The organism is Thalassotalea euphylliae, assembly GCF_003390375.1.
Taxonomy (GTDB): domain Bacteria; phylum Pseudomonadota; class Gammaproteobacteria; order Enterobacterales; family Alteromonadaceae; genus Thalassotalea_F; species Thalassotalea_F euphylliae_A.
In genome coordinates this window covers 3,207,922-3,230,685 of the sequence record NZ_QUOT01000001.1, presented here as the reverse complement: position 1 = coordinate 3,230,685, position 22,764 = coordinate 3,207,922, and the positions used below count along the sequence as shown (strand labels likewise).

20 protein-coding genes are annotated in these 22,764 nt (G+C 43.2%); 9 read left to right on the top strand and 11 right to left on the bottom strand.

The genetic code is table 11. The annotated features are described in order from the left end of the window. Positions 1-342: 342 nt before the first annotated feature. Genes ccmA through ccmE form a run of 5 tightly spaced genes read left to right on the top strand, consistent with a single transcriptional unit; the run spans position 343 to position 3,246 of the window. Positions 343-981 (top strand): cytochrome c biogenesis heme-transporting ATPase CcmA, encoded by a 639-nt coding sequence (ccmA, locus tag DXX94_RS14235; RefSeq protein ID WP_374188836.1) that lies wholly within the window; start codon positions 343-345, stop codon positions 979-981. Position 982: 1 nt separating this feature from the next. Beyond that, on the top strand, positions 983-1,690 hold the full coding sequence (ccmB, locus tag DXX94_RS14230) for a heme exporter protein CcmB (RefSeq protein WP_116001525.1): 708 nt from the start codon (positions 983-985) through the stop codon (positions 1,688-1,690). Beyond that, positions 1,691-2,479: a heme ABC transporter permease gene (locus DXX94_RS14225; RefSeq protein WP_116001527.1), complete on the top strand. Its 789-nt coding sequence runs from the start codon at positions 1,691-1,693 to the stop codon at positions 2,477-2,479. After that, entirely contained in the window at positions 2,479-2,697 is a 219-nt protein-coding gene (gene ccmD, locus DXX94_RS14220) for a heme exporter protein CcmD (protein WP_116001529.1), read from the top strand. Before DXX94_RS14225 ends, ccmD begins: the two co-directional genes overlap by 1 nt. A gap of 36 nt (positions 2,698-2,733) precedes the next feature. Beyond that, positions 2,734-3,246 carry a cytochrome c maturation protein CcmE gene (gene ccmE / locus DXX94_RS14215; protein WP_116016878.1) on the top strand — a complete coding sequence of 171 codons (513 nt, stop codon included), beginning with the start codon at positions 2,734-2,736 and terminating at the stop codon, positions 3,244-3,246. A 128-nt stretch (positions 3,247-3,374) separates the two neighbouring features. Here the strand turns inward: ccmE and DXX94_RS14210 are convergent, their stop codons facing one another. Both DXX94_RS14210 and DXX94_RS14205 read right to left on the bottom strand, forming a co-directional pair. Continuing rightward, complete coding sequence (locus tag DXX94_RS14210) at positions 3,375-4,079, bottom strand: SapC family protein (RefSeq protein ID WP_116016876.1); 705 nt, start codon at positions 4,077-4,079, stop codon at positions 3,375-3,377. A 109-nt stretch (positions 4,080-4,188) separates the two neighbouring features. After that, positions 4,189-4,800 (bottom strand): TetR/AcrR family transcriptional regulator, encoded by a 612-nt coding sequence (locus DXX94_RS14205; protein WP_116016874.1) that lies wholly within the window; start codon positions 4,798-4,800, stop codon positions 4,189-4,191. A gap of 224 nt (positions 4,801-5,024) precedes the next feature. Here DXX94_RS14205 and DXX94_RS14200 point away from each other — a divergent pair, with 224 nt between their 5' ends. Further along, a complete protein-coding gene (locus DXX94_RS14200) occupies positions 5,025-6,152 on the top strand; it encodes an efflux RND transporter periplasmic adaptor subunit (protein ID WP_181901566.1) in 1,128 nt (375 codons plus the stop codon). Continuing rightward, positions 6,149-9,247 carry an efflux RND transporter permease subunit gene (locus DXX94_RS14195; RefSeq protein WP_116016870.1) on the top strand — a complete coding sequence of 1,033 codons (3,099 nt, stop codon included), beginning with the start codon at positions 6,149-6,151 and terminating at the stop codon, positions 9,245-9,247. The genes DXX94_RS14200 and DXX94_RS14195 overlap by 4 nt, the downstream gene beginning before the upstream one ends. Before the next feature lie 135 nt (positions 9,248-9,382). Here DXX94_RS14195 and DXX94_RS19350 read toward each other — a convergent pair whose 3' ends face one another. The 5 genes from DXX94_RS19350 to DXX94_RS14175 form a co-directional block, all read right to left on the bottom strand. Then, complete coding sequence (locus DXX94_RS19350) at positions 9,383-9,541, bottom strand: hypothetical protein (RefSeq protein WP_181901565.1); 159 nt, start codon at positions 9,539-9,541, stop codon at positions 9,383-9,385. Between the two features lie 49 nt (positions 9,542-9,590). Beyond that, on the bottom strand, positions 9,591-9,941 hold the full coding sequence (gene rraB, locus DXX94_RS14190) for a ribonuclease E inhibitor RraB (protein WP_116001541.1): 351 nt from the start codon (positions 9,939-9,941) through the stop codon (positions 9,591-9,593). Position 9,942: 1 nt separating this feature from the next. Beyond that, positions 9,943-10,695, bottom strand: a complete 753-nt coding sequence (locus DXX94_RS14185; protein ID WP_116018547.1) for a 1-acylglycerol-3-phosphate O-acyltransferase — start codon at positions 10,693-10,695, stop codon at positions 9,943-9,945. Between the two features lie 232 nt (positions 10,696-10,927). Beyond that, positions 10,928-11,683: an MlaA family lipoprotein gene (locus DXX94_RS14180; protein WP_116016868.1), complete on the bottom strand. Its 756-nt coding sequence runs from the start codon at positions 11,681-11,683 to the stop codon at positions 10,928-10,930. Beyond that, positions 11,680-12,999 carry an alpha/beta hydrolase gene (locus tag DXX94_RS14175; RefSeq protein WP_116016866.1) on the bottom strand — a complete coding sequence of 440 codons (1,320 nt, stop codon included), beginning with the start codon at positions 12,997-12,999 and terminating at the stop codon, positions 11,680-11,682. Before DXX94_RS14175 ends, DXX94_RS14180 begins: the two co-directional genes overlap by 4 nt. A 459-nt stretch (positions 13,000-13,458) precedes the next feature. On the opposite strand from DXX94_RS14175, the gene DXX94_RS14170 reads away from it, so the two are divergent. After that, a complete protein-coding gene (locus tag DXX94_RS14170; protein WP_116016864.1) occupies positions 13,459-14,226 on the top strand; it encodes a hypothetical protein in 768 nt (255 codons plus the stop codon). A 112-nt stretch (positions 14,227-14,338) separates the two neighbouring features. Here the strand turns inward: DXX94_RS14170 and DXX94_RS14165 are convergent, their stop codons facing one another. The 3 genes from DXX94_RS14165 to DXX94_RS14155 all read right to left on the bottom strand — a co-directional run bounded on the left by DXX94_RS14165 (position 14,339) and on the right by DXX94_RS14155 (position 18,196). After that, complete coding sequence (locus DXX94_RS14165; RefSeq protein ID WP_116016862.1) at positions 14,339-15,364, bottom strand: HD-GYP domain-containing protein; 1,026 nt, start codon at positions 15,362-15,364, stop codon at positions 14,339-14,341. A 232-nt stretch (positions 15,365-15,596) separates the two neighbouring features. Continuing rightward, the gene (locus tag DXX94_RS14160) at positions 15,597-16,175 is read right to left on the bottom strand and encodes a glutathione S-transferase family protein (RefSeq protein ID WP_116016860.1); all 579 of its coding nucleotides are present in this window, start codon (positions 16,173-16,175) and stop codon (positions 15,597-15,599) included. Between the two features lie 239 nt (positions 16,176-16,414). Next, positions 16,415-18,196, bottom strand: a complete 1,782-nt coding sequence (locus DXX94_RS14155) for an acyl-CoA dehydrogenase C-terminal domain-containing protein (RefSeq protein ID WP_116016858.1) — start codon at positions 18,194-18,196, stop codon at positions 16,415-16,417. A gap of 175 nt (positions 18,197-18,371) precedes the next feature. Between DXX94_RS14155 and DXX94_RS14150 the strand changes: the two genes are divergently transcribed. Next, a complete protein-coding gene (locus tag DXX94_RS14150) occupies positions 18,372-19,313 on the top strand; it encodes a hypothetical protein (RefSeq protein WP_258872177.1) in 942 nt (313 codons plus the stop codon). A 17-nt stretch (positions 19,314-19,330) separates the two neighbouring features. On the opposite strand, the gene DXX94_RS14145 is transcribed toward DXX94_RS14150, so the two are convergent. Then, entirely contained in the window at positions 19,331-22,711 is a 3,381-nt protein-coding gene (locus tag DXX94_RS14145; protein WP_147302295.1) for an ATP-binding protein, read from the bottom strand. Between the last annotated feature and the right edge of the window lie 53 nt (positions 22,712-22,764).

The window sequence follows — 22,764 nt, the reverse complement described above, 5'->3', positions numbered from 1 at the left end:
CTCAGCACTGACTTGTTAACACCTACCGCGGTGTAAATGCGCTAAATCACGTTAAACCAATAATACCCGCATAATTTATGTGTCTATAAACAGCGAATAATGCGCTTTCATGCCGTTGAAAAACCCGGCGATTTTACCATTAAATTTTGCTTTATTTCAGCTTTTTCACCGTAACAATTCGCAACTAATCGCATGCTTTTATGATTTAACACAACAAAAGCGAGACTCATCGTATGTCAGACTGTTTTGTCGGCGCCAATTTGTAGTATGATTAACGCTCGTTATCAATTACGGCGAATTGGCCAAAAAAGTTGTACCTCGCCCTAACCTGCTGAAGTTATCTTGTCTGACACACCATCTTTGATCCAAGCCAAGCAATTAACCTGCATTCGTGAAGATCGCGTGCTGTTCGAGCACCTATCTTTCGCCATCCAGCCAGGAGAAATTGTGCAGGTGGCTGGCCCTAACGGCGCCGGAAAAACCAGCTTACTGCGTATTCTCGCTGGTTTGTCTATGCCATTTGAAGGCGATATTTTTTATAAAACTCTCTCGATTCACGAGCAACCTGAAGTTTACTGCCAAGATTTGCTTTATTTAGGCCATATGCCGGGTGTTAAAGCTGAGCTTAGCGCGCAAGAGAACTTAGCCTTTAATTTAGCGCTCAATGGTGAAGATCCAGAGCTCGCTGAAGAAACGTTATCAAACGTTAACCTATTGGGTTTTGAAGACTGTTACGCATCGCATTTAAGTGCTGGCCAGCATCGTCGTATCGCATTGGCGAGGTTATGGCAAAACAAAGCCAAAGTCTGGATTTTAGACGAGCCGTTTACCGCCATTGATAAACAAGGCGTTGCCGCACTCGAAGCTCTGTTTGTTGCTCATGCAAAAGCAGGTGGCTGTGTGATATTAACGACACACCAAGATTTAGCGATTGATCCTGCCTTGGTTAAAACTATCGAACTCAGTTATAGGTTATTTTGATATGACAAACGCATCGAATCGCCAAGCAGGGGCATTGTCATACCGCCAAGCATTTATGTTAACGCTAAAACGCGATCTCATTATTGCCTTTCGTCATAAGGACGAAATGATTAACCCGCTGTTGTTTTTTATCATTGTGATCACTCTTTTCCCGCTGGGTATAGGTCCACAGCCCAATACACTGGCGAAAATAGCACCGGGGATTATTTGGGTATCGGCATTATTGGCAACGCTACTCTCACTCGATCGTTTGTTTAAAGCCGATCACAGCGACGGGTCACTAGAGCAAATGCTGATCAGCCCACAGCCGCTATTTATTTTTACCTTGGCAAAAATTTGCGCGCATTGGCTGTTAACAGGCTTACCGCTCATTTTAATTGCGCCACTATTGGCGGTATTACTGCATTTACCCGAGCAAAGTTATTCTGCTTTAATGCTAACCCTATTGTTGGGAACGCCCGTATTAAGTTTTATTGGCGCAATTGGTGCAGCACTAACCGTGGGCATTAAAAAAGGTGGGGTGTTACTGAGTTTGATTGTGCTACCGCTTTATATTCCGGTGCTCATTTTTGCCACCAGTGCCATTGATACTGCGAGCTTAAGCTTACCCTACAATGGACAACTTGCTATAATTGCCGCGCTGTTTTTTGGTTCACTAACGCTTGCACCTTTTGCCGTTGGAGCCGCCTTAAAAGTGAGTACTAACTAAATGTGGAAATGGTTACACCCATACGCTAACCCTGAAGTGTCATACCACTTCACTGAAAAAATTAAACCTTGGTTTGGTTTAGCTAGCATTGTACTGCTGAGTACTGGTCTAGTTTGGGCACTATTGTTTGCACCGGCAGACTACCAACAAGGTGATAGCTTTCGTATTTTCTACGTGCATGTACCCAGTGCAATCCTCTCAATGAGCTTGTACGTTGCTATGGCCATTGCGGCACTTTCTAGCTTAGTTTGGCAGGTAAAACTGGCCGACGCCTCTGCGGCGGCACTGGCACCTATTGGCGCAGTGTTTACTGCAATCGCATTGTTAACCGGTGCCGCATGGGGTAAGCCTATGTGGGGCACTTGGTGGGTATGGGATGCGCGCCTAACATCAGAGCTTATTTTATTATTTTTGTACTTGGGCGTTATCGCATTGCACAACGCTTTCGATGACAAGCAAATGGCGGGTAAAGCCGCAGGTATACTGTCACTGGTAGGTGTGATTAATATTCCAATCATCAAGTATTCGGTTGAATGGTGGAACACCCTACACCAAGGTGCAACAGTTTCTAAACTCGGTATGCCAGCCATGGCACCTGAAATGTACTGGCCATTTTTGCTGTGCTTCTTTGGGTTTGGCTGTTTAGCTGGCTACATCGCCTGTATTCGCTTTCAAACCGAAGTACTGTCACGCAATAAAATGCGCCCTTGGGTACGCACGCTCGTGACAGGTGATGACAATGCACCTCACCTTGCAACTAACAAGCAAGCAAACGCCGGAGGTAACTAATGCAATTTGACAGTTTTTCTGCCTTTCTCGATATGGGTGGCTATGGCTTTTTTGTTTGGTTAAGCTATGGCGCATCAATCGTGCTATTTTTGCTGTTAATTGTTAGCAGTCTCAAAGCGAGCAAAGCAATTAAAGGGCAAATTGCTAGCCAAATTAAACGTGAACAAAAATTAAAACTTGCCGCTGAGCAACAAGCAGCCCAACAGGCAAAAAGCTAAGCTCCGGCAATAAAAAAGGTAATAAAGAGGTAACGCATGAATCCTAGAAGGAAAAAACGATTAACCATCGTTGTCGCCGTTTTATCAGGATTAGGTGTCGTCGCAGGGCTAATTCTGTACGCGCTTAGCCAAAATATCGATTTATTTTATAAACCTTCTGAAATCCATTATGGCAAAGAAGATACAGGCTTAAAAGCACAAATCGGTCAGCGACTTCGTGTGGGTGGCTTAGTCGTACCAGAAACAGTTAATCGTGATCCTGACAGCTTAAAAGTCACCTTTAGACTCGCTGATATGAAAATGCCGATTAGCTTTGATGCGAATGACCCTATGATCACCGTTAAGTACGATGGTATCTTGCCTGACTTGTTCCGTGAGGGACAAGGTATTGTTGCCAACGGCGTACTAACCGATGGTTTTATTATTCAGGCCTCTGAGGTTTTAGCAAAGCATGACGAGAACTACATGCCAAAAGAGCTGGCTGACGCAGCTGGCACTATGCACCAAAAGCCTAGCTATAGTGGCAAGCAGTTAGAGAATTCGAATTAAGCTCTGTCGGGAATCACAATTCGCTCGACAATTTAGTCGACAATTCACCCAACTATTCACCCAACTATTCACCCAATAAAAAAAAACCGGCATTTAGCCGGTTTTTTTACTAATTGTTCGAACAACAATTACGCTGTTTTGTTTTTCAATTTCGCTAAGTTATTAAACTGCTGCATTGACAATAGGTGCGCGTAAATCGGTGATAGGTAACCGCGCTTTTTCATTTCTAAGAAGTCTTCATCAGGTAGGGCATTAAGCTTTTTCTCATCAATTAGGTGAATTCCATTTAACTGACGTTTTTGACCGTTTACTTCTAGATTCAGCGTTTGCTCAACGATCAACGCTTTCTCTACTAGGAAATTAACAAATCCTTTAGTAATAAAAGTATTTTCAAAGTACTTGCCTAATGCATTTTTACGCTGCTCTAAATATTGGGTTTCTTCACCAGCCTCAGTAAACAACGCTTCACCTTCAGTGCCATTAAGCACTTCATCAGTTTCTGAAATAACCAATTGCATTTGCTCTGGGTTATCTTGTGCAGGCATCAACGCAAACGGATGGTGCATGATTACCGCTGGTGCATAGCTCGCAAGCCATTGTTGGCCATAAAACAAGTTTTCACCTTGTTCAAAGCCTAATATTGCCACTGGTGTAAACTCACCTGTTTCAGAGTTTTTCACGAATACAATTGGCATTTCCGCAGCCGTGCTAGCAAATTCGTGAACGATAAGTGGCACAATTTGCTCTTTTTCAACGTGAGCAAAATGACGTGATGGGTTAATTTTTACTTTACCGTGGTCAACAGCGTTGAGCGGCCTAACAGGTGCAGGCATAAAGAATCCTTTAAAACGATTAGAATAATTTTAATGACAGCGTTATAGCAAAATGTGAAGCGAATGTAACCCTGAATATTGTGAATTATTAAAGCAAGGTTATCGCAGTTTATTCTGAGCTATAGCCACGTAAAAAGAAATCTACACTGTCAGATAAATATTCATCAATTTCTGCGTTAGAAAGCTGCTTAGGCGTATTAAATTCAACGCGCCCCCAAGCTTCACCTTTCATCAGCAGTAAGAACTGCACCGCCGCTGTGTGAGGTGCTTTAATACTGATCAACTGACGCGCATTGAGCTCTGCTAACAGTTTTGCGACATCTGCCGTTAAGCGCTCTGGGCCAGCCTGGTAGAAGAGTTCTGATAATTGTGGGTACTTTTTTGATTCATAAGCACAAATTTTGTGAACGGCAAGTGCCTCTTTTGACGTAACCATAAGAAAAAATCGCTTTGCAACGGCAAGTAAAGCGGCTTTGGGATCTGACAAGTCGATGTGGTTAATGTCTAGCAAGCCTGAGGTATCACACTTTTGTTCAATGGCAGCAGCAAACAATTCCTCTTTTGAGCCAAAATGGCTATAGACTGTTTGTTTAGACACATTTGCATGTTGCGCGATGAGCGCCATACTCGTGGCATGATAGCCCTGCTCAGTGAATAGCTCAGTGGCAGCATTAAGAATTTGTTGCTGCTTAGTTCGGTTTCGACTGCGAGGTTTAGTCATCGTGCGTGCCGTTATACTTAAAGTTTGTTTGCATTGCCTTTATTTGCGTGGTGTTTATTTGCATAGCGTTAATGTGCAAAGTGAAACATTAATAATACTGTAGCTAAAGTAGACTAGACAGTCCAGTACACTTCATCTAGACTGAATAGACTGGGCAGTCCAGTAAAGACTAATTTATTAGCAAATGCCAGTTAGTGGCAAAATGTATATGGATAAGGATGGTTATGAATAACGCTAATTCAGCTAGCACTTGGTTGAAACTAAACATTTGGCAGAAATTAGCCATTGCAATAACAGTGAGCGTTAGTGTTACCTCTTGCTCAGAGCAGGCTGTTGGCCAGACAGACGATACCCCTTACCTTCACGCCGCAAGCATCGAGCAAATCAACCAACAAACTAGCTATACCATTACCCGCGAGTACATCGGCGAAATTGCCGCTAAGCAACAAACCAGGCTAAGTTTTGAGTTTGGCGGTCGCGTTACTGAAGTGATTAAAGACAGTGGTGATGCCATTAAAGCCGGCGAATTACTTGCCAGTCTCGATGTTGAACTGCTTAATATTCGCGCCTACGAGCTCAAAGCACAAATCGCGCAAGTTGAGGCGCAACTCACCTTGAACCAAGCAAACTTGGCAAGAGTTAAATCCCTAATCAGTAAACAATATGCGTCCGAGCAAAACATAGACGAGCTAGAAGCGCAGTATGGCGTGCTAACGGCAAATAAGGATGCCTTAGTAGCCTCTTACGATGCCTTGAGTTACCAAATCGCAAAAGCCGAGTTACGCGCCCCTTATGATGGCATTGTCAACGAACGTATTGTTTCTCAAGGTGAATTAGTCAGTCCAGGCTCGCCAGCTTTTACCGTATTCAAACAAAGCCAGCAAGAGATCACCATCGGCGTACCCGCCAAAGTTGCTGCCAGTTTAACGCTTGGTGAACAGTTACCTGTCACCATCGCCCAACAACAAAATACCGCCACAATTAAAGCCATAGGGCAACAAATCAATCCAACCACTCGAACTGTTAATATCCGTTTAGTGCTTGACCAAGCCCAGCAAAACGTCAGCGGTTTAATTACCCGTGTTGCCATCAAGCAAGAAATTGCTCAAGCAGGTTATTGGCTGCCACTTACTGCCATTACCGATGGGGTTAGAGGTCAATGGAATATCTATGCGGCAGTTGAGCAAAACAGCCACTTTGTCATCAAGCCATATACAGTCAATGTTGTGCATACAACAGATTCGATGGCTTACATCACTGGCCTAGATGAAACTAAGATAGCCATTATCGAGGAAGGCCTTCATCGCTTTGTACCGGGCCAAGTAGTTAGAGCTGCTGGAGCTGAGCAATGATCCGTTCATTTGTTCGCAATGGCCGCGTAATGTCCTTGGTTATTGCCTTATTGATTGTTTCGGGCCTTGGCGCACTTTCCACGTTACCGAGAACCGAAGACCCGCATATTGAAAACCGTAACGCCAGCGTGTTGACCCAAATGCCTGGCGCAAGTGCCGAGCGGATTGAGGTGCTGATTACTGAAAAAATCGAACAAAAACTGAGGAAAATACCTGAAATTGACCTCATTACCTCAACATCTAGGCCAAGCCTTTCCGTTGTTCAAATCAAACTTAAAGATGAGATTGTCAATACCCGCCCAATATGGTCTCGAATTCGCGATTTAATTGCGGAAGTTGAACCTGAATTACCTAAAGGCTCGCTCTCGCCAACGTTAGAAGACGATCGAGGGTACGCCTATACCCAGCTCATCGCGTTAAACTGGCAACAACAAGGCGAGCCTGACATTGCCAGCCTAGGCCGCTACGCTAATGATTTACAAAACCGCTTAAGGCTTATCCCTGGCACCGATATCGTCACAATATTCGGACAGGGGGAGGAAGAAATCCTAGTTGAAGTTGATGACAATAAAAGTGCTCAACTTAAACTAAGCTCTGCGCAAATTTCTCAAAAAATACTGATGGCAGATGCCAAAGTCGCAGCAGGTCAACTGGTTAACACTAACAATCAAATGCAAGTAGAGCTAACGGGAGCACTGGAAACTGTTGAGCGAATACGCAATATTCCCTTAAAAACGAATGAGCACGGCGGCTTAATCACCTTAGGAGATATTGCTGAAGTTGATAAAACGCTGACTTGGCCAGCTCGTGAAATTACATTAGTAAATAACCAAGCGTCGCTGGTTGTCGCCACACGAATGCTGCCTGACTTACGCATCGATAAGTGGACTAAAGAAGTAGAAGCAGCGCTTGCAGAATATAAAGCTAAGCTACCGTCCTCAATTGAGCTAGAAGTGCTCTTCGATCAAAACACCTACACGGAAACTCGCCTAGGCGAATTGGTCAGCAATATTGCGCTAGGCTTTGTGCTTATCTCCTTAGTATTGCTGGTTACCCTGGGTTGGCGCAGCGCAGCAATTGTTGCAACCTCATTGCCATTAACCGTATTTTTCACGCTCGCTGTCATGAATATATATGGTTTGCCGATCCATCAAATGTCGGTAACCGGCTTAGTTGTGGCATTAGGCATTATGGTTGATAACGCGATTGTAATGACGGATACGATCCAATTTAAACGCCAGCAAGGTATGCGACGCCTAGACAGTGTTGCTTACGCCGTTAAACACTTATGGCTGCCGTTATTAGGCTCAACCGTAACCACAATATTAGCCTTTATGCCTGTCGTACTCATGCCAGGGCCAGCTGGCGAGTTTGTCGGCGGTATTGCGCTAAGTGTGATCTTTTCACTGATAGGCTCTTATATTATTTCTCACACTATCGTTGCTGGCCTTGCCGGTCGTTTTGTCGCGAAGAAAACGGGCGATAAACACGTTTGGTACAACTCAGGTATAAAATTAACGCATCTTAGCAAAGCATTTGAAAAAAGTGTCAACCTTGCCCTCAACTATCGCCGGACAGCGGTTATTACCGTGTTTTGTTTACCGCTATTTGGCTTTATTGCGGCGCAACATTTAACAGAGCAATTTTTCCCGCCTTCGGATCGGGATATGTTTCAAATTGAGCTCTTTATGCCCGCACAAAGCAGTATCGATAACACTCGCGCTAAAGCAGAACAAGTCAGCCAATACCTATATCAACTTGATGGTATCGACAAAGTACGCTGGTTTATCGGCAAGAATGCACCGTCGTTTTACTACAACATGATCCCCAATAAAGACGGACTGCAAAACTATGCCCAAGGAATGATCACCGCTGTTGATTTTAAAGCCGCGAATAGACTGATTCCCGTTATTCAGCGAGAGCTTGACGACATGTTTCCCGGTGCACAAATTTTGCTGCGTAAACTTGAGCAAGGGCCACCGTTCAATGCCCCTGTTGAACTGCGTATTTTCGGACCAAACTTAGACACGCTCAAAACCATTGGCGATGAAGTACGCCGAATTATGATGGCAACAGAAGATGTTGTTCACACCCGCGCAACATTGCAACCAGGCACACCAAAGGTATGGGTGCAAACCGACGAGTATGCGGCAGCATTAACAGGTTTAAACTTGGTCGATATTGCCCAGCAAATGAGCCAATCGTTATCTGGCTTAGTCAATGGCTCAGTTATTGAGGCAACAGAATCTATTCCTGTGCGCGTACGCATTAGCAATGATGCACGTAACGAGTTAGTTGATGTTGCTAATGTTAATTTACTTGCGGCTAATGGTACTGCCATGGTCCCGCTAACAGCCCTGTCTGAGCTAAAAATTAAGCCTTCACGTGGCGCTATTCCACATCGTGACGGGATGCGTGTTAATGTCATCGAAGGCTATTTACGCGCAGGTATATTGCCCTCTGTGGTGCTAAATCGCGTTCAACAAAATATGGCCGATGCCAATTTTAATATTCCAAGTGGCTATCGTATTGAAGTTGGTGGAGAATCTGCAGAGCGCGATACGGCCGTTGGCAAACTACTCGCGAGTATTGGCGTTATCCTTACCTTGCTAGTGACTGTGGTAGTGCTGTCGTTCAACTCATTTAGAATCAGCGCTATTATTTTTCTCACAGCCTTCCAATCGATTGGCTTAGGCTTATTAAGTGTTTACCTATTTAATCACCCATTTGGCTTTACGGTAATTATTGGTTTATTGGGTTTGATGGGCCTCGCCATCAATGCAGCTATTGTTATTATTGCTGAGCTCAAAGCAGATCCACTTGCCGTTCAAGGAGATAAACAAGCCATTGTTAAAGGTGTGCAAAATTGTACTCGGCATATCACCTCGACAACCATTACGACGGTTGGTGGTTTCCTGCCGTTAATATTGGCAGGTGGGGGTTTTTGGCCGCCATTTGCTATCGCGATTGCCGGCGGTACTGTGCTAACGACCTTGTTGTCGTTCTATTTTGTGCCTGCTGCATTTTCATTGTTTAGCTGTAAAACGCCATTCGAGCTAACCGAGCAAGGTGCTCATGGCAGTGCTAAAGTGTAGTGTTTATTAGGGCCTGTTAATACGGATGGAAAATAGCTAGCGATAAATACAAAAAAGAGCCAAGTTTTAAATGAACTTCGCTCTTTTTTGCATATGTCCCAAATTGGGGGGATTGATATTGCAGTGTTTTGAGATTTACTTTTCCGGGTTAAATCCTTGCTTAATCTTCTCAATGCGCTCTTGATGTTTATGGTGTGCGTTAAGCGCTGCTACAGCAAACGCACCAACAATTGCGACGATGGGAATTAACAATGATAAAACTTCTGGTTGTAATAACTGACTAAACCACTCCATCGGTACTCTCCTAAAATCAGCTGTATATTCGCGTTAGCCTATTCGCTAACTATTCTTCAAAATAGGTGCCCCAGCCGTCATAGTCAACATTACACTGCTGAGCTAATTGCACCATCTTTTGGGTTTCGTCTAAAATTAGTTCACTGTCTAAGTATTGCTCGGTAATTATGTCAAAGGCAAATACTTTTTCACCTGTTTCTAATTCTGCTTCTTCTGGCTCTTCTACTTCTAGCCCCATCTTAAACGCGGCAATAGCTGCTTTTTCCAATAGATTAAAGTCAGCAGACGAGAAATGATGCTCTATGGTGTGATATACCTCATCGTTACTACCATCTTCGAGTAGTTCATTCACCAAAGACTCTGTGTACTCGGTCCAATGGCTTAGCTCTTCATTTGTCATCTTATTTACCTTTACTCTTTACGTTGTTCGACGGTAATTCTGTGCCCGCTTCTAAACTTAATGCTTGGATTCTTTCCAGCATAGACGTTCTTACGCGATCAGCCATAGCGCGAATATTTGTTTTATCTTCTTCTGTGAAGTGCACAGGTGGCATAAATTCAATAATCATTTTGCCATTATTCCAACGGTTAAGCTTTACCACACCGTGGGTATTACTAGCGCAGATTGGCACGATTGGCGCATCAGCTTGTAATGCGGTGCGAAAAGCGCCTGTTTTAAACGGCAATAAACCGCGCCCGTAGCTACGTGTACCTTCGGGAAACAGCCATACAGACAAGCCCTTCTCTTTCATTTTATCGGCACTTGAAGCAATGGTATTGATTGCTTTGCCCGTATTTTTACGGTCGATTAGGATATTGCCAGTTAGCCAGTACATCTGACCAAAAAACGGTATCCATTTCAGGCTTTTTTTACCAATACTCACAGTATTAGGCTGAACCGCACCGCTTAATGTATAAATGTCGTAAGTATTTTGGTGATTACAGACATAGACAACGGGCTCATGCTTGCTGACATCATAAGGTAGCCTTACTTCGACATCTAAGCCGATAACTTTTGACAACTTGCCAAGGAGTTGTGCCGCATGACAAACATTATTACGGTGAAATGGTCGTAACAAACTAAATATGCAGGCATAAATAGAAATCGCCATTAACGTGATTGCTAAGATAATAATTCGTACTACTGCTAACAAGTGATTGCCCCAATCTGATCTAACAAAATGCAAGGGGCGCAAGTATACATGGATTTAGGTGAATGTTTAATCGGCAGTGCACAATATTGCTAGCCTAGCTCGCGAGTAAGTCACATCAAGTTAGCTGAGAAGGGAACTCTTGGGGTAGCGAGAGCTGAAAGTAATATCAAGCGAGCTGCAACACAAAGCTTAACAGCTCGCCCTGAAATAAAGCGCTAGTTTTCTGGCTAAATTAACGCTTTATTTGTATCTCTCTAAATTTCATATAAAGTAGCTTAATTCGCTCATATTCAAATGCAGAGCCTGTTTGGTAATACTTGAATGGTACATTAGCACGCCCGTTAACACTGCGCAGTGCATCCAAAAATAGTTCCTCTTCACTGGTTAAATCTAACTCTTTAACTAGCTCTCGATAGCCAAGCGTGTCAACAGCTAGCCCAGTAGCATCCCTCATTGACGACGGCCCAAGTAAAGGTAAAACCAAGTATGGTCCAGAGCCTACGCCCCAGTAACCAAGGGTTTGGCCAAAGTCTTCATTTTGCTCTTTTAAGCCTATTGGTGAAGCCACATCAAATAAGCCAACCAGCCCAATGGTTGAATTGAGCGCAAACCGAGCAAAAGATGTAGCAGCCACATCAAATTTCAATTGCAACAGAGCGTTAGCCAGCGTTGGTAACTCGCCTAAATTACTGAAAAAGTTACTGACACCTTTTTCAACAGGATCTGGCGTAATCGTTTTGTATCCAGAAACAATAGGCAGCAGCACGTATTCATCCGCTTTGGCATTAAAGTAATACATACGACGGTTAAACCCTTCAAATGGATCGGCATAACGCTCAAATAACGAATGTTGCTTGATGTCGTCAGCGATTTTTACACGCGGCGGTTCAGTATTTTCGGCCAGTTGAGGCTTTGCTGAGCAAGCTGATAGCAACAGGGTGATGAGTGCCAACGCAATATGCTGAAAGTTTAGTGTTTTAAGCTTCATAGGGTGCTAGCTCCAACAAATTGACCACGCATGTATTCAACAAAGCTGTGACGATCCATATTGCCGCAATGACCACCACGTTCAAAAATTTGTGCGCGAGATCCAAAAACCTCTTGTAAATAGTCCACTTCACCTTCGGCTAGAATGATATCGTCTTGGTTTGTGACTACAGTGACTTTTTCCGCCGATTTTAAGTAGTCCTCAATTGCCACTAAACTCAAGCGCTCAATCATGTCGTCACGAGTAACGTTTGGCTCTAACTTCTGTGTCCAAGGCAACATATGGCGATCAAAGTATCGGGTAAAAGTAATGTCGTCAGCACGATGCATTGAATGAGTGATACTTTCAAATTTGCTGATATTATGATTTTTATAGATTAATGCACCAATATTATAGGTTGCATCAATCGCAAACATCATATCTGCTGACGACATGCGAAACGATGCGCCAATAAGTAACTTCAGCTCTTCTTCACTCATATTGGCACCAGCAAATAGCGAATAAATGCTTTCTTGTGAAAGCTCAGACGACTCTTGCAATGCATATTGCTCTGCTAAGCGATCGAAGATGCGGTCAACCATGGCGACCGCCGCAGGACGGTTGTACTCTAAGTCCAAATAGCTATCTAATATTTGCACCGAATTGTACAAACTAACTGGCGGGTTAATGAGTACGACCTTTTCAAAGTTAAAGGCTTTAGCCTCTTCATCTAACTGAGAAATAAAAGCAGAGTGTGCCCCGCCCAAACTGTAACCCGTTAACGAAAAACTCGTCGCGTTAACGTTGTGACTCGATTGCAGTTGCTCATAAATTGCTGACATTTTGGCATATAACGACTTAGCGTCTTTGGCTAAATCGCCCACCATATCGTCACGAGTTGTCGCATTAATGATGTAGTTTGGATAAGTTGGTGACGACAATGAAACAACATGGTAACCCTGACTAAACAGTGTTTTTTGCAGTGTCTTCATTTTTGGGCTGTCATGAGCCGCGCCAGTGCCAGCAATCACAAATGCTAAAGGTGCTGAGTTAGGCTGCTGATTTAGCGTGTAGGCTAATTTTTGATTAAACCAAAAGACTTCAGGGATTTGTTCAACGGGACGAAATTCAAGTGATAAGGTTTCACTGGGAATCGTTTTTGGCAGTTCTGCTGCGGCTTCTTGGCAGTACCCCGTCACCGTTGATTGGAACTTGGTATAAGGTAGGTCACAAACCTTAGTTTTTTGATTCGCTGCCGCTTGTTGTTCAGGCTGCGTGGCAGTATGGCTGCAAGCTGTTATTGTAAACAACAAGGCTAGCCCTAGTAAATTCCGCACATATCCTCCTTTCATTAACACTGTTGAACGTAACACAATATTGCTCATTCAATTAGACGATATTGTGACACAGAATCAGTAAATTGCCTCATATACCAAAAGATTTTCTTTTTTATCAAACAAGTAAAAAGCATTGCTTAAAATGTGCTCCCGCACTCCAAAATAGCAACTATACTCGTTTATATAACCATAATAACGATAAATCAGCGGCACCTGCCCGCTCAGCATTCAACTTTGACTTACCTTACACATATTGGTGAGTCGCGAGCTGAAATGGCATTAGTTGAAAAGTGATGAGTTAGAAGGTGAGTAGTTGCCCAACATAAGTTACTTAAGCTAAGCAGCCTAAGCTAACGCAATAAAATACCGCTGAAAAATTATCGCAAAAAAGTTACCAAACATATTGGTTTTCTACTTTAGATTACCCACGTTCGGCAGTTGAAGTACCAAGGGGATTTCATGGTTAAGCATTTGTTTATTGCGGCACTATTGATGTGTTATTGCACCATTGTCTACAAAGCAATGGCGTTCGAGCATAGCCAACAAACTCATCAGGGTTTAGTTACTCAACAAAGTGCTCCTAATTCATCAAGTGTTAGTTTATTTGTTGAGCCTTCATTTATTGATAGTGGTTCGCCTGAAACCTCTGCACAACAAACCATTCAAGATACACCAAAGTCACAGCGCACATTCAATACTGAAGTAAGTTGGCTACAGCACAACGAAATATACGCAGCACAAGCACTCCAAGCCGTAACAAATAATAAAGGAAGTGTTGAGAGTGAACCCAATATCGCCACTGATGCACAATTTTTATCGCCTGCAATTACGCAATATTCACTGATGCAGTTTTCTACTCAGCCACTTGCCTTAGCACCACAAACAGCTGAACTGGCAAAAGACAATGCCTATTTGCAAACAAGCTATGTGGTCGCTTCCTACCAAGCACTCAACATTGCTTTATCAGCCAAAATTGAGCAACTAGATACAACCGTTGCCACGTCATACTACGCCCCCGTTCCCAACTTGTTTGAAACACAAAACCTTATCGGCACTGACATTACCAGTGCAACTTTTGGCATTATCGGTAACTATCAACTCACACCAAATTGGTCAATTGTAGGCGCAATTACCACGACATCAGTTGCTGAAGATACAAAGCTTTCAACATTGGATGCCGACGCACTTGCGCATATGGCACTTATCGGCGCGAGTTATTCCTTCTAAATATATTGTCAGTTGCTAAATGAAGCTTAAAGTGAACGACTTAAAAAGTGAAAGAAGCTGGGGGTCTAATCATTAACGCTAACTTTTTCACAGTTAACTGAAATCACTTTTACTAATCTGAAAACTGTGCCTTGATCTTAAGTACCTGAGGCATACAAGCCAAAAACTCTGGCACAAGCGCTGGATCAAAATGTTTACCTGCTTGTTCATTCAAAAAAGTAATAACCTCTTCGTCTGACCACGCTTTTTTATATGGACGTGTTGAAGTCAGGGCGTCAAAGACATCAGCAATAGCAACAATACGACCACTTAACGGTATTTCCTCCCCCTTCAAACCGTTAGGGTAACCACTACCATCCCATTTTTCATGGTGGGTTAAAGCGACTTCCCGAGCTAGCGAGAGTAGCTCTGAATCATGGTTTCCTAAAATGTCGGCACCGTATTCAACGTGCTTTTGCATAATTCGCCACTCATCTTCATTTAGCCGACCTTCTTTGAGCAACACATGATCAGGAATGCCGATTTTGCCAATATCATGCATAGGTGCGGCATAAAACAATAGCTCTACCCATTCGGGCGCGGCGCCAATTCGCTCTGCTAAGAAACGTGCATAATAGCTCATGCGAATAACATGCATGCCAGTTTCATTGTCTTTATACTCCGCGGCACGCCCTAAACGTTTGATGATTTCATGGCGTGTTTCCTCTATTTCCTCAGTTCGCTGCTTTACTTTCGCAGCTAATTCCCGCTGCTGATCATAAAGAGCCAAATGAGTGCGAATTCGCGCCAGCACAATTGGCATGCTCACTGGCTTAGTAATGTAATCAACAGCGCCTAATTCAAAACCTCTACGCTCGTCTTCAGCTTCACTTTTGGCAGTCACGAATATCACTGGAATATCGCGTGTAATAGGATTGGCTTTCAATTGTTCACAGACTTGATAGCCGTCCATTTCAGGCATCATAATATCGAGCAAAATCAGATCGGGCTTTTGCTTGCCGCCTGCAATTCTTAACGCTAGCTTGCCTGATACTGACGCTTTGACCTTATATTGAGGTCTTAGAATACCGCTCAAGACATCAATATTGTCAGGATTATCATCAACCACCAAAATGGTTTGTAAATCAGTATCGGCCATTACACTACCTTAGGTAAATCCTTCTATTTTTATAATATGAGTTCGCTAAAAGACTTTTTCGTTCAAAATTAATTCAATTTATTAGCTCAGCATTCGCACGCAAGACAAACCCGTTTGGCTTTGGCATCATTACTTTTGATAACAAATAGCTAGTCCAGCCGCTAGCAATACTAATACATTAATATCTTAAATTCATACAGTTATCTTCTTGCACAAGCTAAGATTCGCTTTGCTAATTGCGAGGGTCTGTATCAATAAAAAATTGGCTACTCTGATATTTAGCCACAAATGCGCTTAACCCAGGGTAGTCCCGGTACGTTTTTAGCTCTCTAAACTCTGCCCAATCCAGCAAACAATAGAGGCAAATGGTTGGGTAGTGACTGTGATCAAATGCACCGTTTAGCACTTCTTGATCCAGTACTTGATAAATATCGGCTATTCGTTCGCGCTGAATTCCATAGAACATATTATCAGCGTTGATATCGATGCCAGAGCGTATTGAAATCAGCTGCGTCACCAATGAGTCATTGGCGGCATCAACTAAGGTGAGTAAATTTTCTTGTGACCAAGAGAAAGCGCGAGTTCCAGCCTTATTCATAATATAGCGGGCAATTACACGTGAGTCGTAAATAGTTTGCTCGTCGTCTATAAGTGCAGGAACTTTAAGTACCGGATTCTTTTCTTTGAGTTGTTCACGCCCTTCAGGAGAAAAAATATCAATACTATCAAGCTGGCATTCAAGCCCATACTGCAAGCAAAGTGCGCGAATTCGGCGGACGTAAGGAGAAGTAGAAGAACCGAGAAGCTGCATGATTATCGTGCCGTTATCACTGAGACTAACTATTAGCCTACTGCATAACTGATAATTAGCAATCGCTACGTCTCAATTTAAACAAAGGTAGCTAACTTAGCGATGGTTAACCGAGCAAGAACTGACTGAGCAGGAATTAATACCAAGTAACTTGGCTAGCACTTTTGCCAATTAAGGATATAAAAAAGGAGCACCGCAGTGCTCCTTTTTCTCTGGTATTCATTACTCAATCAATATGATTAGAATAATTCGTCTTCAATATCGAATAACACTTCGCTAGATTGACGAGCGGTTTCGATCAATGACAAACGACGCGGTAACAAGCGAGCGAAGAAGTAGCGTGCTGTTTTGATCTTGCTTTGGTAGAAGTCATCACCACTGTCTACTTTTGCTAATGCCGCTTTAGCTTGCAATGCCCAAGTGTAGGCCATTGCGGTGTAACCAAATACGTGCAAGTAATCATTTGCTGCCGTACCTAAGATATTAACATCGTTTTGGCTTTGTTCGATAAGGTGTGCAGTTAACGACTCTAAGTCACCCAATGCTTCAGCTAGTGGTGCAACGAACTCTTGCAGTTCAGCTTGTGAATTTTCAGCAACAAACGCTTTTACTTCTTCAGCAAATGGTTGAAACAGTGTACCTTTAGAAGCTACGACTTTACGCGCTAACAAGTCCATTGCTTGAACACCGTTAGTACCTTCATAAATCTGTGTAATTCGCGTATCACGAACTAGCTGCTCTTGACCCCATTCACGAATGAAACCATGACCACCGAATACTTGTTGACCTGTAACCGTTGATTCTAAACCTAAGTCAGTAAAGAAGGCTTTAGCAATTGGTGTTAATAAAGCAACTAAAGACTCACTTGTCTTTTGTGTCTCACCTTCACCGTAGGCAGAAATATCAAGCTTCATTGAAATGTATGAAGCAAGTGCACGGGAACCTTCAGTTAATGCTTTCATGTTCAATAACATGCGGCGAACGTCGCCGTGAACCATAATTGAATCAGCTGGTTGCTCTGGTGATTTTGCACCAGTTAATGCACGGCCTTGTAATCGCTCTTTTGCGTATTCAACAGCATTTTGGTAACTACGCTCAGCAGCGGCCATACCTTGAATACCAACGCCAATACGCTCGTAGTTCATCATAGTGAACATACATGCCAAGCCCTTGTTGATTTCACCAACTAAAAAGCCCTGTGCGTCGTCAAAGTTCATCACACAGGTCGCCGAACCGTGAATACCCATTTTGTGCTCAATTGAGCCACAGCTAACGCCGTTTGGCTCAGCTAAGCTGCCATCGTCGTTAACATTAATTTTTGGTACTAGGAATAACGAAATACCACGTGGGCCAGCTGGCGCGTCTGGTAATTTAGCTAGTACTAAATGCACAATGTTTTCTGCTAAGTCATGCTCACCAGCAGTGATAAAGATTTTGTTACCTGTGATGCGGTAGCTACCATCTTCTTGCGGGATCGCTTTGGTGCGAATCATACCTAAGTCAGTACCAGAATGTGCTTCAGTTAAACACATAGAACCAGTCCAATCACCGGCGTACATTCTTGTTAGGTATTTTTCTTTTAATTCTTCGCTACCGTGCTTGGCTAATGACAACGCCGCACCAGCAGTTAATGTTGGGTACAAAGAGAAAGAGATATCACCTGAACACAACATTTCTTCATGAAGGCCAGTTATCATTTTCGGCATGCCCATACCACCGTATGCTGGGTCGCCGCCTAGTGCTGTCCAACCACCTTCAACGTAAGTTTGAAATGCTTCTTTGTAGCCAGTTGCAGTGGTCACTTTACCACTGTCAAAGCTAACGCCTTCTTCGTCACCAACACGAAGTAAAGGTGCAACTTCTTGCTCAGCAATTTTTGCACACTCTTGTAAGATGGCGTCCGCAGTATCGCGGTCTACGGTTTCAGCAAGCGCTGGCAATGATTGCCAAAGCTGATCCGCTTTTAACACATCATACAAAATAAAACTCATGTCTTTTAACGGTACTTGATATTCAGCCACGGTAAACCTCGGTAATATTAAACAGGCAATTTAAACACGCGTTTAAATATAGTAAATTCACGCTGAATGTAAAGTAAAACCGCAAAAAATCGTGCTTTTAAGCATCAACTTAAAATTCGCTGGATTTCGCGGTATAGTCCACAAAGCCAGTAATAATCATTTTTGGAACTGCTCTTTGAAAAAGATTTTATGCCTTTTAATTACTTACCTCAGCATTGTTGCAAGCTCAGCGTTTGCCGAACAACTGCGCTTTAGTAAATCAGATGCAGGCGATGCTTATGACTTTAGCTATCAATGGGTCGACTATGCTCAGCAAACTCAAAACATGCGCTTTACTTTGCCGAAAAAAGCGCTATTTTCAAAATTTCGCAAATTTCGTGCTTACAACCCAGATTTCGCAGTAAAGCATGTGCAGCGAGAAGTGCGTAAGTACCTTAAGCAAAATCCACTATCAGGTATTAGCATTAGCTATGGTAATGAACTCAGCGACATCAGTATCTCAGGGCGCAACCCTAGCGATGTTGCTAAAGCAAGCCGAGAAATCCGTTCGCAAGAAACAGCCATTTTTAACGATTACTTAGCGAGCCAGTTTTATCATCAATTTACTGACCACCAAAATTCGCCTGGTATTAAACCGGATCACGTTCGCATTGCTCAAGAATCTGTTGCCATGCTCGCCTCCACCAAATCTGTGATCTTAGACATCGTGAATGTTAAAAATATCCGTTTGGTGACTAATTATGTTCTTGGTTTTGTGCAAAACATTCCTTACTCGCCACTTGAGTCACGATTAACATCTTCTGGTGCAGGCTTTAATGTGCCAGCGAAAGTGCTGTGGGAGAACCAAGGGGATTGTGATAGTAAAATGACATTAACCATTGCCATGTTGCGGGCATTAATGCCGCGTATAAAAATGGTGATGATTTACATCGACCAGCATGCTTTTATTGGTCTTGAACTATTACCTGAACTAGGTGATGTAACCATAGTGCATCAAGGCAGAACCTTTGTATTAGGCGATCCAACAGGGCCACGCTTAATGCCGCTAGGGCAATTATCTTTTGAGTCAGAGCAAGCAATTCGCGCCAAACACTATACTGCCGAGATATTTGACTAATCTGTTAAAATATTTAACTAATCTACCGCGCTAAACTGCATTACTTTTATAATACTCTGGCAAAGGTCTTCCGCACTTACCGGCTTAGCAATATGTAAGTTCATTCCCGCAGCTAAGCTTGCGCTTTTATCTTCAGATCTGGCGTGTGCCGTCATCGCAATAATGGGTAAGTCTTTGAACTTATCTTGCTCGCGTATTTTTCTTGTCGTCGTTAAGCCATCCATTTCGGGCATTTGAATGTCCATTAACACTACATCGAAATGTGATTGTGCCAAGCATTCAAGTGCAACTCGACCATTCTCAGCAACACTCACCTCTGCCCCCATGGAGGCCAATAACTCTTGGGCAACCATTTGGTTCACTAAGTTATCTTCAACCAGCAGTACCAAAACACCAACTAATGTGCCCGCCAAAGGTGCATTCGCTGGTTGCTCATTCGCTTCACTTGATAAGTCAATCGCCTCAGGCTGAAATACCTCTGTTTTGTCTTGGACTGGCTCAGGTGCCGCGGGTAAGACAGCCTCTTTTTGCGCATGTTTAGGTACTGACACGGTATCAATGACAACTAATTTTTCGTGCTGCAAATGATTATTTATCTTAGCTAAGGTGTGACGATAAAGCGGACTATCAAACAATAAATAAGGTGAACTTAAGCTGGACAATTGATTCGTAATCGACGGTGAGATTGTTGCCATAATGGGCTGGCATAAGCCAATAAGCGCAATATTTTCGCATGCCTGCTCAATTGCCAACAGGTTATCATTAGCTGAGGCGTGTTGTGCCTTATCGTCAGTACTTACTAAGACAACTGTCCTTCCGCCTAGCTTAAGCGCTTTTAATTGCGCCAAGCTTTCAGCGTAATAGTACTGCCAATGATAGCTAGCAATAGATTGTTTCATCGATGCTGGTAGCTCAAAGCCCAAACTGATAATGCTGATACCTGAACACACCCTTTCTGTGCTCGTTGTAGCCAGTCGCAAAGGGATAACAAAGCTAAACTCGCTGCCTTGCTCGGGTGCCGAACTGACCTTGATTTGCCCGCCAAACAACTCAATTATTTGTTGGCTAATTGATAGTCCAAGGCCAGAACCCCCGTACTCTCGAGTCATTGACTCATCTGCTTGGACAAATGCGTCAAATAACCGAGCTTGTTTGTCTGAAGGTATACCTATGCCAGTATCTGTTACCGCAAACTTGAGCAGTACATTTTGCTCATCTTTGCCCGCAACGGTGACACTTAGTGCAACCGAGCCTTGATGTGTAAATTTGATAGCATTGTTAATCAGGTTGGTTAGTACCTGAGTTAAGCGCATTTCATCAACGATAACTTGAGCAGGTACATCAGCATCTATATCAACAGCAAGCGTTAATGCCTTTTGATGTGCCACTAACGTGTTAAGCTGCAAAACGCGATCAACAATGCCATCAAAGTGAGCTGGTTCAAGGTTCAACCTGAGCTTGCCCGCTTCAATTTTGGCTAAATCTAAAAGTTCATCGATTAAGTGCAATAAGGAAGAGGAAGCACTTTGTGCATTGGTCAAGTATTGCTGTTGGAACGCACTCAATCGAGTGTTTGATAACAGCGCAATCATACCTTGAATTGCATTTATTGGCGTACGGATTTCATGACTCATATTGGCCAAAAATTGACTTTTCGCCTGACTCGCTTGCTCTGCTTGCTCTTTGGCTGTTTGTAACGTTGATTGCACCGCGGTTTGTACTGAAACATCCCGTAAAATAGCAATTGAACCCAGCGGTTGCCCCGCTTCATTAAAATAGCGAGTACAGAAAACCTCATAGGTATCACCGCTTGTTTCAATCAAATCTTGATAACCAATGCGGCTTTCTCGTTCCGGTAGTTCACTGAAGTTTTTCAGCGCTTGTTGAACCGGTGGTAATAACAAGTTGTGAATATTCTTGCCAAGAAGGTCTGTTTCTCGGCTGCCGATATAGTGCTCGAAAGCTTTGTTACAGCCCGTTAGCAAGTGCTGATCATCGTAAAATATAATAAATTCAGGAATGCCATTAATCACTGAACGCAGCAATACATAAGCCCTTTTTTGCTCTTCACTACGCTCAATTAAGGCTTGTGTTTTCTCGGCTACACGGGAGTCCAGTGCAGCGTTTTGCTGCTTTAATTGCAATAATAAACTGCTGTTTTCACCGAATATATTTTCGACTAAACGAAACCATGGCAACCATTCTTTTGTCGGCTTCACCTTACCTGGGCTACCCTGTGCACAATGTTCAATATGGCTAATAAACTCTGTTGCAGGTTTAATGAAGGTTTTACGTGTCATTACATAAACTAGAGCTAGAAACGCCACTAACCCGCAGTTAAACATGGTGATGTTAAAAGTGATACGATTTTTCACTTGCCCAGTAAAATCATCATACGCTTGATATTGAATTAAGCTCCAGCCGTTTACCGCTAAATAATGCTTTTGTAGTAACCAACCGCGATAAACCATATCTCCTTTAAAACTCATCAAATTCACCTGAGGTAAGGTTTGTAGGCTATCAGGAACGATATCACGCCATGTGCTATTGGCAGTCATCTCTCTTTGATCTGAGGCTCGATGAACAAGCGCACTACCAACGCGATTAATCAATACATAGCCTTGCCGCTCACCTTTCAGTGTTGGAAGCTTTTGCTGCAAGCTAGCAAGGTCAACATCAATAACAATCGCGCCTTTAAAGTTACCATCAAGAAATACCCCAGTGCCGATTGCCGCTTTTAGCCCTTGACCCGCAGCGTCTTGGTAAGGCTCTGACCAGAAAAATGGCTCACCAGCTAAATTTTGCTGGCGCACTTGCCAAACAAAAGTTTCATTAAGCATGTGGTCAGAGTAGCGCCACGCTTGATGACCAATCCAAGGAAAGATGCTGACAAAACGGTTCAAGGATAGATAATAAAACCAAGTCGCATCTGGGTTATTATGGCTTGCGGTGACAAACCCCGGCGTTAATGCATTTGCCATTGCCAGCTCTTGCCACATGGCTTGATCAAAGCCACTAATTTGGCCTCGCCCAGTGATATTGCCGCGCAAGCGTTTGCGTTTTGTTAGCTCATCACGTGATGGGCTGTTCAGAAAATAGCTATCCCCTTGCTGGACAAGCTCAGGCTGAGTAGTGAAAAGCTCTTCTGGGTGGTCTAGGTAATATTGTGCAAACTGCTTCAAGCCAAGCAAACTTTGCTGGCTTTGCTCAAGGCTGTGGTTAAGAATTTTGGCTTGTTCAGCAAGTTCCTGCTGATTATGTTCAAGGCGGTGTTCAAGCTCGTGATAATAGCGATATACACCGACAGCAATGGCAAACAATGACAATAAAACAAACAGCACAAATACCGCTAGGTTATAGCGACTAAACAAATTCACTTTTGGGATGTTTCGGTTCACTGAGCTGTCTTTACGATGCAAATCAATATCTTTGGCAGTATATACGTAACTCA